At 32.7% G+C, this 12,024-nt stretch carries 13 protein-coding genes; 4 read left to right on the top strand and 9 right to left on the bottom strand.

Annotated features, from left to right (window positions below; translation table 11 throughout):
• Positions 1–66: 66 nt before the first annotated feature.
• Positions 67–2,043, bottom strand: a complete 1,977-nt coding sequence (locus GKZ88_RS08370) for a KUP/HAK/KT family potassium transporter (protein ID WP_155101921.1) — start codon at positions 2,041–2,043, stop codon at positions 67–69.
• Positions 2,044–2,177: 134 nt separating this feature from the next.
• Positions 2,178–3,431 (bottom strand): hypothetical protein, encoded by a 1,254-nt coding sequence (locus GKZ88_RS08365; RefSeq protein ID WP_155101920.1) that lies wholly within the window; start codon positions 3,429–3,431, stop codon positions 2,178–2,180.
• Positions 3,432–3,666: 235 nt separating this feature from the next.
• On the opposite strand from GKZ88_RS08365, the gene GKZ88_RS08360 reads away from it, so the two are divergent.
• Positions 3,667–4,728: an oxidoreductase gene (locus GKZ88_RS08360; RefSeq protein ID WP_155101919.1), complete on the top strand. Its 1,062-nt coding sequence runs from the start codon at positions 3,667–3,669 to the stop codon at positions 4,726–4,728.
• A gap of 87 nt (positions 4,729–4,815) precedes the next feature.
• Here the strand turns inward: GKZ88_RS08360 and GKZ88_RS08355 are convergent, their stop codons facing one another.
• From GKZ88_RS08355 to GKZ88_RS22455, 5 genes are all read right to left on the bottom strand, one after another.
• Positions 4,816–5,274: a sensor of ECF-type sigma factor gene (locus tag GKZ88_RS08355; RefSeq protein ID WP_155101918.1), complete on the bottom strand. Its 459-nt coding sequence runs from the start codon at positions 5,272–5,274 to the stop codon at positions 4,816–4,818.
• Between the two features lie 17 nt (positions 5,275–5,291).
• Positions 5,292–5,705 carry a hypothetical protein gene (locus GKZ88_RS08350; protein ID WP_155101917.1) on the bottom strand — a complete coding sequence of 138 codons (414 nt, stop codon included), beginning with the start codon at positions 5,703–5,705 and terminating at the stop codon, positions 5,292–5,294.
• Between the two features lie 33 nt (positions 5,706–5,738).
• On the bottom strand, positions 5,739–6,281 hold the full coding sequence (locus tag GKZ88_RS08345; protein WP_155101916.1) for a sigma-70 family RNA polymerase sigma factor: 543 nt from the start codon (positions 6,279–6,281) through the stop codon (positions 5,739–5,741).
• A gap of 58 nt (positions 6,282–6,339) precedes the next feature.
• Positions 6,340–7,566, bottom strand: a complete 1,227-nt coding sequence (locus tag GKZ88_RS08340) for an SRPBCC family protein (RefSeq protein ID WP_155101915.1) — start codon at positions 7,564–7,566, stop codon at positions 6,340–6,342.
• 168 nt (positions 7,567–7,734) lie between these two features.
• A complete protein-coding gene (locus GKZ88_RS22455) occupies positions 7,735–7,923 on the bottom strand; it encodes a hypothetical protein (protein ID WP_072972699.1) in 189 nt (62 codons plus the stop codon).
• A gap of 81 nt (positions 7,924–8,004) precedes the next feature.
• Between GKZ88_RS22455 and GKZ88_RS08330 the strand changes: the two genes are divergently transcribed.
• Entirely contained in the window at positions 8,005–8,385 is a 381-nt protein-coding gene (locus GKZ88_RS08330; RefSeq protein WP_155101914.1) for a nucleoside triphosphate pyrophosphohydrolase family protein, read from the top strand.
• Between the two features lie 177 nt (positions 8,386–8,562).
• Here the strand turns inward: GKZ88_RS08330 and GKZ88_RS08325 are convergent, their stop codons facing one another.
• Entirely contained in the window at positions 8,563–9,633 is a 1,071-nt protein-coding gene (locus tag GKZ88_RS08325; protein WP_155101913.1) for a branched-chain amino acid aminotransferase, read from the bottom strand.
• Between the two features lie 310 nt (positions 9,634–9,943).
• Here GKZ88_RS08325 and mnmD point away from each other — a divergent pair, with 310 nt between their 5' ends.
• Both mnmD and GKZ88_RS22450 read left to right on the top strand, forming a co-directional pair.
• Complete coding sequence (gene mnmD, locus GKZ88_RS08320; protein WP_347343861.1) at positions 9,944–10,609, top strand: tRNA (5-methylaminomethyl-2-thiouridine)(34)-methyltransferase MnmD; 666 nt, start codon at positions 9,944–9,946, stop codon at positions 10,607–10,609.
• Between the two features lie 166 nt (positions 10,610–10,775).
• Positions 10,776–10,973 carry a hypothetical protein gene (locus GKZ88_RS22450; RefSeq protein ID WP_057120884.1) on the top strand — a complete coding sequence of 66 codons (198 nt, stop codon included), beginning with the start codon at positions 10,776–10,778 and terminating at the stop codon, positions 10,971–10,973.
• 29 nt (positions 10,974–11,002) lie between these two features.
• Here GKZ88_RS22450 and GKZ88_RS08310 read toward each other — a convergent pair whose 3' ends face one another.
• Positions 11,003–11,947: a LysR substrate-binding domain-containing protein gene (locus GKZ88_RS08310; RefSeq protein ID WP_155101912.1), complete on the bottom strand. Its 945-nt coding sequence runs from the start codon at positions 11,945–11,947 to the stop codon at positions 11,003–11,005.
• Positions 11,948–12,024 lie beyond the last annotated feature (77 nt).

Here is a 12,024-nt window from a genome sequence, read left to right as displayed (position 1 = left end):
TAAAAAGAAAAAAAACACTCTGATAAAGTTTAAAAGAGTGTTTTTTTTGAAATATTTTGTAAAAGTTTAATTTTTTATGATTCGGGTCAGTCCGATATTCTCTGGAGCGTGAAGCACCATTGGGAATTTCTCTATTTTAACTGAACTGCTGTCTAAACCAAACGCTCTTTCTTCAGATAAACTCAGTTTTTTGATGAAGAAGTAAGAGTTCATAATAATATTTTCATGCCATCTTAAATCATTGTCGTTTGATAAGAACTTCTCAGACAATACAAATTTAAAGTCACCAATAATATTGTTTTTGTTCAATGATTCGTAACGGCTGGTAATATCTACTTCTCCGCGTTTCACCATATCACGAATTACTTCTCTGAACATTAAATTGATTTTTGTAGGTTCTCTAAAGCCTAAATTAAAATCGATTCTGTAAATGTCATCTCTGGCAATCTCAGTCACTTTATATTCTGTTTTATAAGGCTCAGTTAGAATATTTACGTGTACAAACCAGTAAATATCGGCTCTTTTTGGACGTTTTTGCAAGATTGAGTAAATTACTTTTTCCTCCAATTCATCAACACGATTGGCATTCGTCATATAGACCAAATGCGTTGCATATTTAGGTATCGATAAATCTCTGCTCAGTTCTACTAATACTTTTTTATAGTCGTCAATTTTGATGATTTTAGTATAGCTTTTGTTGATTTTCTTAGCCAAGTACCAAATCGTCATAATTGAAATCAAAAGAATTGCAATGATCAAAGTAACATAACCTCCTTCGGCAAATTTTGTAATATTGGCAAAAAGGAAACTGAATTCAATTAATAAGTAAATCGTGATCAGCGGCACCATAAAATACAGTTTTACACGTTTCATGATCAAATAATAATTCAGCAAAATTGTGGTCATGATCATACATAAAATAATGGCAAGACCGTAAGCATGCTCCATATTTCCTGATTTTTCGAAGTGCAGTACGATTCCAACACAACCAAAAAACAATAACCAGTTAATAGACGGAATGTATAATTGTCCTTTAACTTCTGTTGGATATTTGATTTTTACTTTTGGCCAGAAATTCAGACGCATAGCTTCATTAATCAAAGTAAACGAACCACTAATTAATGCTTGTGATGCAATTACGGCTGCTAAAGTCGCTACGACAATTCCGAATGGAAGAAACCAGTGAGGCATGATCAAGTAAAATGGGTTTCCATTTTCTCCGCCCAACTGCTGTAAAGTACTTCCTTCATGGTGTGTTAAATAAGCTGCTTGACCAAAATAGTTTAATACTAAAGTAGCTTTTACAAAAATCCAGCTGATACGAATATTTTTTCTTCCGCAGTGCCCCATATCAGAGTACAAAGCTTCAGCTCCGGTTGTACAAAGGAATACAAAACCAAGAACAAAAAATCCGTCAGGATGAATAGATAATAGATGATAAGCATAATATGGATTTACTGCTTTGATAACTTCCGGATAATGAAAAATCTGAATAGCTCCTAAAGTTCCAAGCATAGCAAACCAAATCAACATCATTGGCGCGAAGAACTTCCCAACCAATTTTGTTCCAAATTGCTGAATTGTAAATAAGACGAAAAGGATTGCAATTACAATAGAAATAATGGTTTTTGTTTCCATTGTAGGATAGAATGCACGGATCCCTTCAACTGCAGATGAAATAGAGATGGGCGGCGTAATAATTCCGTCGGCCAAAAGCGCACTTCCCCCAATAATGGCGGGCACAATGAGCCATTGAATTTTTGTTTTTTTGACTAAAGCATAAAGAGCAAAAATTCCACCTTCACCATGATTGTCAGCACTTAATGTAATAAGTACATATTTTATTGTAGTTTGAAGAGTAAGCGTCCAAAAAACACATGAAATCCCCCCTAAAACAATATCCGAATTTATCGCATATTCACCAAGAATGGCTTTCATTACATACAATGGAGAAGTACCAATATCTCCATAAATAATTCCTAATGTGATCAATAGACCCCCTATAGACAACTTACTATGTAAGTTTTTATGCGCTGCGCTCATGTTTGATTTTATAAAAGACGGTTGCAAATTTACTGTTTTAAAACAAATTAGAGACAATTATAATTAAAAAGATAAAAAAAAGCACAATCCCCAAATTGTGCTTTTAATTTTAAATAAAAATTATGATATTTTAATTATCCTCTTCTTCCGCCTCCTCTAGAATTTGAACCGTTTTCTCTTTGTGGTTCACTGCTTCTTGATTCTTGGCTTGCACGCGGAGATTCAGAACGTTGTGTGCTTTGCGGTCTTGTACTGTAAGATCTGTTTTCACTGTTTCCTCTACTTTCAGAATAGCTTCTTGATGGCTGTGCTTGTTTTGCAGGAGCAGGTCTTTCATTGTTTGATCTATTCATTGAGTTTCCTCTGTTTTCAGAATAATTTCTTGACGGAGCATTGTTTTGTGAGGATGTTCTGTCTGCATAATTTCTGTTTTCTGAGTTTTCTCTAGGAACAGAAACAGTTGCATTATTTCTGTTGTAATCTGGTCTTGATGGCGCAGGTGTATTATTCTCTCTGTTGTTTACGACAGGACGGCTTGTGTTGCTGTAATTTCTGTCTGAACCTCTATTTTCACCGTATTGAGGTCTTCCAGCACTTGATCTTACCGGATTGTTGTTGTTTTGTGGTGTATTGTAAGGTCTGCTGGCCACTCTTCTTTGATCCAAATCATATCTGTTGTTTATAGAAGCGTGTCTGTCTGTAAAGCCGTAATTCGGTCTCATTCTTTCGTAACCATAAGTTCGTCTTGTTTCGTAAATAGCAGGCGCTCTATAGCTTCTTCTGTAATTTACATAGTTGTAGCTGTAGTTTGCGTTGATGCAAATATTTACGTTATTTCTATATCTGTAAACAGGGTAAGGTCTCCATGCAGTGTAATAATTTGGGTAATATCCCCAGTACCAAGTTGAACAGTATGGTCTATAATTTGTAACCCAAAATGAGCTGTAAATTACAGGAACAACATTGTAAACAGGCTCATAAATATAGTTTTCACCATATAAATAAGTGTTTCCTACAACTTGTACACTTACTTTATTGTAATTGTCTCTTTCAACATCGATTGTTGCAACATCTTGATAGACATCGCGATCTAAAACGGCCTGAATAATTACAACGTGCGTTCTGTTTTCTACAGATTCAATTACACGTAAATAATCAACTTGATCGTCATCGTTTAAGTCAAGATTTGATATCTGATATTTTGGATCATTTAGCCTTCTTTCAAAATCCTGAAGATTGGCCGATTCTCCAAACATAGATGCAACAGCTCTTAAGTCTAAGTTATCGCTGATATCTGAGTTTTTTGCATAAACTGTAGTTTGACTTTGTGCTGTACAAGAGCTAAGTCCTATAGTGATTAATGCTAGTATAAGTAGTTTCGCTTTCATGGCAAATAATATTAAAAATTAATTAATGTGGAATATCCAATTACTGTGCCAAAAAAATAATTCCACGACTGGTTTGTGTTAAGGATATGATTTTTAATATTTTGTGTTTTGTTGCTTTATTTTTACTTTTGATTCTGTAAAAAAGGCTGTTAAAAAGATTATTATCAAAAAGAATAAAAGCTATTTTATATGTTATAAATAATTGTATTTTAGCAACAACTAAACCTTAACCTACATGAGAAAATTAATATTATTTTTTAGTTTATTTGTTTTACTGGTGTCCTTTAAAGCGTTGGAAAATAATGATAAAGCACCAGGGCCAGGAGGCTTTGTTTCAATGCAGACTGAAGTTTTATTTCAGGATAAAATCAGCATCCGGGCCATTACAATTGATAATAATAAAGTGTGGTACGGCGCAGACAATTCCCGTTTTGGCTGTTTTGATTTAGATAAAAGAGAAAAATTTGAAGATCATATTTATCGTGATACACTTAATTTAGAATTCAGAAGCATAGCACAAAACGATAAAAATATCTTTTTATTAAGTGTTGCAAATCCTGCTCTTTTGTATCAGGTTGATAAAAAAACTAGAAAAGTAAAATTAGTTTATAAAGAAGTAAATGCCAAGGTGTTTTACGACAGCATGCAATTTTGGAATGATAAAGAAGGAATCGCAATTGGAGACCCTACAGAAGATACTTTTTCAATCATTGTGACACGCGATGGCGGTGAAACATGGACAAAATTATTGTCGGATAAATTGCCAACAAACACTCAAGGTGAATCTGCTTTTGCCGCAAGCAATACTAATATTGTAATTAAAGGAAATGATACTTGGCTGGTTTCAGGAGGAAAAAAATCGCGTGTTTTTTATTCTCCAGATAAAGCGAAAACATGGAAAGTTATTGATACTCCAATAACTCAAGGTAAAACAATGACAGGAATTTTTACGGCCGATTTTTACGATGCAAAACACGGATTTGCTGCGGGCGGTGATTATGAATTTCCAGAGAAAAACTCGGATAATAAAATTTGTACCAAAGACGGAGGAAAAACGTGGGAATTAGTTGGGCAGAATCAAGGTTTTGGATACGCTTCATGTATTCAATATGTTCCAGGAAGCAATGCAAGAGAATTAGTTTGCGTTGGATCTTCAGGGATTCAGTACTCTCAGGATGGAGGCGCAACTTGGAAACAATTATCAGATGATTCTAAGCTTTTTACTATTCGATTTATCAATAAAAATACTGCTATTGCAGCAGGTTACAATAAATTAATCCGAATCACTTTTATATAGCCAGACAAGATTTTTAAAAATAACAAACCCCCTAAATAATAAAGTAAGTATTATTATATAGGGGGTTTGTCGCTGTTGTACTCTTTGTTAATCTTTTCCGGCTTTTTCTCGATATTGTTTTAATAATTTTCGGCTAAAATCGTCTTCAGATTTTTTAAGCTTTAATATTTTCTTTGCAGAAAGTATCTTTTTTAAGTTTGAATTGTATTTCTCGCGCAACAGATAAAGTTCTTTATCAGTGCTTTCCATTTGAGAAAGTAAAACTGCAGCTTCTTTTTCTGAAATTGAATTTACATTGTCATCATCCAGACGTTCTAAATACACTTTCATTTTTTGATGTCTTAATTCGAATTGCTTGTCGTCAAACGCATTGTAAATAGGCCAGAATTTTTCAGCTTCGGCAGGAGTCAATTCTAATTCAGTCGTTAAAAAAGAAACTTTATAAGCTTTAATTTTTTCACGTTTTTCATCTGTTTTTCCACCTTGGGCATAAAATGAAAAACTTATCAGGAATAAAATTATCGGCAGGATATTTTTGATTTTCATCTTTTAAGTTTTGTTTTTTATTCAGAAATTAAGTGTTCAATGTTTGGGTTTGATGCTAGAATGTCTTCTAGTGTCTCATCTTCAATAGCTACATTTTTATTGAGTTTTTGAAGATCTTTGGCGTCTAAATTTTGCATCAGATCATACTGGTTTAAATTAGAGTCATACGATAAATAAGTTTCTAAAGTTGCTTCGTCAAGTTCATTAGAAGTTGTATTATAATTATTTACTATCGGAATCATCAAGGCAAAAACAATCATTGCGGCCGCAACAAGTGAAATTACTTTTTTACGTTTGTAAAGAGGTATTACTTTTACTTCTTTTTCGTTAATCTGCTGTAAAACTTTTGCCGATAAATCATCAAAATAGTGCTCTGGAGTTTTAAATCCAGATTTGATTTTCGGTTCGTTTTCTAATTTAAATGCTTTCATAATGTCTATAAGATAGTTTTTTTTACAAAAGGTTTAATTTGATGTAACATATAATTCAATTTTTTTTACCGCATGATGATAAGATGCTTTTAATGCACCAACTGAAGTCCCTAAAATCTCAGCTATTTCTTCATACTTTAATTCTTCAAAATATTTCATTTTAAAAACCAACTGCTGTTTTTCTGGCAATGTAACAATGGCTTTTTGGAGTTTGATCTGAATTTCATCTCCATCAAAATAAACATCAGATTTTAGATTTTCTATCGTTTTTGTCTGTAAAGCTTCAGATGTCAGTCCGTTTAATTTTGCTTTCTGATTTAAAAAAGTCAAAGCTTCGTTTGTTGCAATGCGATACATCCATGAAAAAAGCTTGCTCTCACCTTTAAAGTTTTTTAAGTACTGAAAAACTTTTACAAAAGTATTCTGCAAAACATCATTAGCATCTTCATGATCCAAAACGATATTCCGGATATGAGAATACAACGGTTTTTGATAATCAGACAAGAGTTTTTGAAACGCAGTATTTTGCGTTTTAGGATTTAATAATTGTTTTATAAATTCCTTCTCGTCTGTCAAATTTGTTTATTTATCTTATTAGAATGAATTTTAAGCTAAAGGTTTAAAAATCTTTATTTTAGAATTCGTCTTCTTCAGTCTTTGCTGGCGGAGTAGTGGCAGGTTTCGGTGCTGTCGGTTTTGGTTTTACAGGTTTTTTTACAACAGGAACGGTTGCTGCAGGATTAGCACCAGCAGGGTCGGTTGTTGTAGTATTTGTGACTGCAGGATCAACTGGATTGTCGTAATCTGCAGGAGCTGCAGAAACTGGGGCAACCGGTACAACTTTAGGTTTTGTTGGGAAATAAATTTCAGTAACTAATTTAGATGGGCTTTTTGTATCTAATTTGCTAACGGTCAAAATTTCAAGATGTGACCAGCTTAGGTCTGGCATTATTTTTTGATTGTTTATGTAAGCTGTTGTTTTAGCAATTGCTTCACCGGTATGTGAATAATCACCCGTTAAAGTTGTTTTTACAGCTTCAAAAGCATTCATTTTACCTGATATAATATCACTTCCAGAAGTAATTGAAATTTCTTTGTTTATTGGTAAACAAATAGAAATTTTGGCTAGACCAGTTTTGGTATCATATGTATGGTAAATGATAAATGGTTTTCCGTTTGCCTGCAATGCATTGGTTTCACTAAACTTAATAAGTTTTGGAATAACGATTCTTGCATTTTTGGTTATTTTCGAAATTTCGCTCGTAAAAGTCTGTTTGATGTATGGAATTTCAGTTTTCTGAACAACGCCATCCACGGTAACATTATACGTTTTAGTTTCGTAATCAAGATTTTTGTCAATGTTCGCAAGACTTTTTTCGTAAATTGTTCCAATAACCTTATCAGAACCTCCATTCAACGCCGTGTAAATTTTAAACAAAAAGCTCATTGTTCCTTTTGCCTTCCAAGTTACTTTTGTTTTTCCTGCTAAAGTATCTTTAAAAGTCCAGTTTACGTCGGCCTCTGTGCCGTCATACTTCATTTTTTGCTGAATACTTTCTCCGTCTTTCGCTTTTAATGTAATTGCATTTCCTGCCCCTTCAGTGCTTGTCCAGTAAAATGAAGCTCCATTTCCTGCTGTTTTATTTGGGAAAGTAAAATTTAATGATGGGTCTTCAACAGCCCAAGATTCAAAATCTTCATAATTTCTAAAATCATTCACATAATTATATACAGTTGCTTTTGGTGAATTGATCACTTTGCTTCTTTCTACAGAAAAAATTCCTTTTTGGGTAGCTACAAAAACGGTAAGAGCAACTAGGCTAAGTAATGCTAATAGAAATAAATATTTAAGAATCTTCATTTGAGGTGGTTGTTTGCTGTCGTAAAGTTATAAAATTTTCTCACTTGTAGTATTGAAATAACATTATAACAAAAATTGGTTTATTAAATTATACTGATCAAAAAACATTCAAATAAAACGATTTTGAACGAGTTTAATTATGAATTTTCTAAATTTATTTTACCTCAATTATCTTTTGAAGAAAAATTTGATTACAAACAAAATTGCAATAAAAAGCAGAAAAACAATTAGGACTTTATAATTTCCTTTATAAAATATTTTATGAAGTGCGAGATCTTTTCGATAAGCAAAAATCATAACGATTACAAAAGCAATAAAAAAACAGACTGCGAATATTAATTGTCCTTGACTAAACATAGTTAAAATTATTTTTGGCAAATTTAGAGAATTGTACACGAATTGTTGCTAATTTGCCAATTCATTTAATCAATTAAAAACATGAAGAAACAACTCGATGCAGTAACGCAATTTCATACTGCTTTTAAAATAGGTCACAGTGAAACTCCAAAAGCCGATTTGGGCGCGACTAAAAAACTGCTTCGTTATAATTTGATGAAAGAAGAAAACGAAGAATATCTTGAAGCTGTTCAAAATAATGATTTAGTTGAAATTGCTGATGCTCTTGGTGATATGATGTATATTTTATGCGGAACTATTATCGAGCACGGTCTGCAGGATAAAATAGAAGCTGTTTTTGACGAAATTCAGCGCAGTAATATGAGCAAGCTTGGAGAAGACGGTCAGCCAATTTATCGTGAAGATGGAAAAGTAATGAAAGGACCTAATTATTTTAAACCTGATTTTTCGAAGCTTTTATAAAAATGAAATTCTGCGCGTAAATATTTTAAACACATAGAAACATAGTTTTTTACCTTGTTTTAAGGAAAGACGCTATGCACATAGCTATGTTTCTATGTGTTTAAAAAAATCAAGCATAAATAGAAAACCCGACAGATTTTAAAATCTGTCGGGTTTGTTTTTATATCAATTTTGGAATTACTGAACTTTTACAGTCCATCCATAAGTATCTTCAGAAAGTTTATTTTGAAGACTTGTCAGTTTTTCTTTTAAGAATGAAGCGTATGAATTTTCAATTGGTGTCATTTCATAATACTCACCTTTATAGGAGAAGCCTTTTATTACGCTGATAACAGCAGCAGTTCCAGCTCCGAAAATTTCTTTTAAAGATCCGTTTTTAGCGGCTTCTACCAATTCTGAAACAATAACAGGACGAACTTCTACATTAAGACCTTCTTTTTCTGCCATTGCAATCAAACTTTTTCTGGTGATACCATCTAAAATTCTTTCGCTTGTTGGAGCAGTTAATAAAGTATCGTTAATTCTGAAGAAAACATTCATTGTTCCAGCTTCTTCTAATTTTGTATGCGTTGCATCATCAGTCCAGATAACTTGCTGGAAACCGTCTTTGTTTGCTAAATTAGTTGGGTAAAACTGCGCAGCGTAGTTTCCTGCCGCTTTTGCAGCACCAATTCCACCATTTGCAGCTCTACTGTAATGCTCAGCAATAATTACTTTTACTTCGCCTCCATAATATGATTTTGCAGGAGAAAGCAAGATCATGAATTTATATTCGTCAGATGGATTTGCAATAACGCCAGGTCCTGTCGCAATCATAAAAGGACGGATGTACATACTTGCTCCGTTTCCTCTCTGAATCCATTCTTGGTCGATTTTTAATAATTCATTTAAACCTTCTAAGAAAATATCTTCCGGTACTTCTGGCATTGCCATACGAACTGCAGAATTGTTGAAACGTTTGTAGTTTTCATCAGGTCTAAACAACCAAACATCATTATTTTCATCTTTATAAGCTTTCATTCCTTCAAAAATCGCTTGTCCGTAATGAAAGACTTTAGAAGAAGGATCCATTAAAATAGGAGCATAAGGCTTAATGACCGGAGTCTGCCATTGTCCATTTTTGTAATCACATTCAAATAAATGGTCTGTAAATACAGCACCAAAGCTTAAGTTTTCAAAGTCTACAGAGCTTATCTTAGACGATTCAGCTTTTCTGATTTCAATTTTGCTTGTTTGAGTTGTACTCATAATTATGTAAAGTTTTATCTAATTGAATTCTTAACAGATGAAAATATAACGTAATGATCTGATGAAGAATAGGGTTTTGTTGAATGCAAAATTACGGAAAAATATGTAATTTGCTTGGTAAAACTGCATTAATTCCTGTGTTTAATTGAGATTTATTTATCTTATAATAAACCGAAAATTTTGGCAGAGTTTTATAAAGAATTTATGAAAAAACTGCGATTTTTTAAGGCTTTACGCATTTGTTTTGATTAATTTTGATGAAGAAAACCGACTGAAAATCAGTGAAACACTATTGTAAAATTCGAAAATCGTGAAAAGAGAAATAATTAAAACGCTAGATGGCTCAACGACAATTCATTTAGAAGAATGGAATGAAAGTTATCATTCAAAACATGGCGCAATACAGGAAGCAAAACACGTTTTTATAAAAAATGGTCTTTCTTTATTTGAAGATAAACCTGTTGCCATTTTAGAAATTGGTTTTGGAACAGGCCTAAACGCTTTTATCACTTTTTTAGAATCAGAACAAAAACAGCAGACAATTGATTATGTTGGAGTAGAAGCGTATCCAGTTAATGCAGAGGAAGTGCTGGCGATGAATTATGTTGCCGAATTAGAGGCATTGGAATTTGATAACATTTTTGAGAAAATGCATAAATGTGAATGGAATGAGAAAACCGATCTTAGCAGCAAGTTCTCGTTAACGAAAAGAAAACAATTTTTTGATGAAATTGACGATTTCGAAACTTTTGATTTGATTTACTTTGACGCCTTCGGATATAGAGTGCAACCTGAGTTGTGGAGCACCGAGATTTTCCAGAAAATGTACAATAGTTTAAAACCAAATGGCGTTTTAGTAACATATGCTGCTCGCGGTGTTGTTAAAAGGAGTATGATTTCTGTTGGATTTACAGTCGAAAAATTAGCCGGTCCGCCGGGGAAACGCGAGATGTTTAGAGCTTTTAAAAAGGTCTGATTAAGTTATTTAGAATAATTCTATATTGATTTATATGTACTAAGAAAACGTATTCGTTGATAAAGTTTTGAAAAAAATAAGTTAAAAAAGATCTTTATATGTGATATTTGTTTAAATTTGGTGCGAGTTTAAAAAAATAGATAACCCCCCAAAATCTTATTTTATTATGTCAAAAATGATGTTTGATTACACGAAATCAATACTCGAGAGAGTAAGTTTCGACCCGGTACTTTTCTGTAAAGAGTTAGAAAAAGCTATCAAAACACTATTACCTTATGAAATGGAACAACTGCAAGAATGGTTATTAAATTTCATAATTGAGAAACCAGAATTAAAACAGAGTCTACTACTGATTAAAGTATAAAAAAAGGAGCCAAATTGGCTCCTTTTTTATTATTGTTTCTTTTGCAGCGGACTTATGATTTGAACATTCTGGAAAACAATTGCTCCTTTTACAACGCCAGCAATTGTTGATCTAATAGCGTCAATGATTTGCATTTTTAATTCGCTTTTAGGGTAAATTAAACTTACCTCACGGGCAGGCTTTGGCTCCTTAAAATTACGGAGTTTCAACTTATCGGAATCTTTTAAATCTAAGGTATGCAAGTACGGAAGTAATGTTGTGCCAAGGCCTTCATCGGCTAATTTTATTAAAGTTTCAAAACTCCCGCTTTGAATCTGAAAATTGTTTTGTTCAATATCAGTCCCATTTTTACATAAGTTCAAAATTCCATCTCTAAAACAATGACCGTCCTGTAAAAGTAAAATTTCGTTCAAATTTAAATCTGCAACTTCAATTTCTTCTTTTTGAAAACTTACGTGATGCTCAGGAATGTATGCGACAAACGGTTCAAAATATAAAACTATTTCTTTAATTTTTTCATCTTCGAGCGGTGTTGCAGCAATTGCAGCATCAAGATGACCATTTTTTAATTTTAAAATGATTTCATCTGTATTCAGCTCTTCAATTAAGAGTTTAACTTTTGGATATTTTTTAATGAAATTATTTAAGAACATCGGCAAAAGTGTCGGCATGATTGTCGGGATAATTCCTAAACGAAATTCACCGCCAATAAAACCTTTTTGCTGTTCAACAATATCTTTGATTCTATCCGCCTCATTTACAATATTTTTTGCCTGATTAACAATTTTTTGTCCAATATCAGTCAGCTGAATAGGTTTTTTGCTTCTGTCAAAAATTAAAATATTGAGTTCTTCTTCAATTTTCTGAATCTGCATGCTTAAAGTTGGCTGTGTAACAAAGCATTTTTCGGCTGCAAGAGTAAAATTTTTGTGTTCAGCAACTGCTAACACATATTGCAATTGAGTTATAGTCATAATGATAGTAATTTGTGATGCAAAAATAAGAAAATATAATTTTTATTTATATAAAATTTATTAAACTTACTTTAGTT

The sequence above is a fragment of the Flavobacterium sp. LC2016-01 genome (genome assembly GCF_009711135.1).
Taxonomy (GTDB): domain Bacteria; phylum Bacteroidota; class Bacteroidia; order Flavobacteriales; family Flavobacteriaceae; genus Flavobacterium.
This window is presented reverse-complemented; position numbering and strand designations above follow the sequence as displayed.

Excerpts from the sequence above, each read along its gene's own strand:
- GKZ88_RS08370 (WP_155101921.1), bottom strand. The coding sequence starts at position 2,043 with ATGAGCGCAGCGCATAAAAACTTACATAGTAAGTTGTCTATAGGGGGT.
- GKZ88_RS08365 (WP_155101920.1), bottom strand. The coding sequence starts at position 3,431 with ATGAAAGCGAAACTACTTATACTAGCATTAATCACTATAGGACTTAGC.
- GKZ88_RS08360 (WP_155101919.1), top strand. The coding sequence starts at position 3,667 with ATGAGAAAATTAATATTATTTTTTAGTTTATTTGTTTTACTGGTGTCC.
- GKZ88_RS08355 (WP_155101918.1), bottom strand. The coding sequence starts at position 5,274 with ATGAAAATCAAAAATATCCTGCCGATAATTTTATTCCTGATAAGTTTT.
- GKZ88_RS08350 (WP_155101917.1), bottom strand. The coding sequence starts at position 5,705 with ATGAAAGCATTTAAATTAGAAAACGAACCGAAAATCAAATCTGGATTT.
- GKZ88_RS08340 (WP_155101915.1), bottom strand. The coding sequence starts at position 7,566 with ATGAAGATTCTTAAATATTTATTTCTATTAGCATTACTTAGCCTAGTT.
- GKZ88_RS22455 (WP_072972699.1), bottom strand. The coding sequence starts at position 7,923 with ATGTTTAGTCAAGGACAATTAATATTCGCAGTCTGTTTTTTTATTGCT.
- GKZ88_RS08330 (WP_155101914.1), top strand. The coding sequence starts at position 8,005 with ATGAAGAAACAACTCGATGCAGTAACGCAATTTCATACTGCTTTTAAA.
- GKZ88_RS08325 (WP_155101913.1), bottom strand. The coding sequence starts at position 9,633 with ATGAGTACAACTCAAACAAGCAAAATTGAAATCAGAAAAGCTGAATCG.
- GKZ88_RS22450 (WP_057120884.1), top strand. The coding sequence starts at position 10,776 with ATGTCAAAAATGATGTTTGATTACACGAAATCAATACTCGAGAGAGTA.
- GKZ88_RS08310 (WP_155101912.1), bottom strand. The coding sequence starts at position 11,947 with ATGACTATAACTCAATTGCAATATGTGTTAGCAGTTGCTGAACACAAA.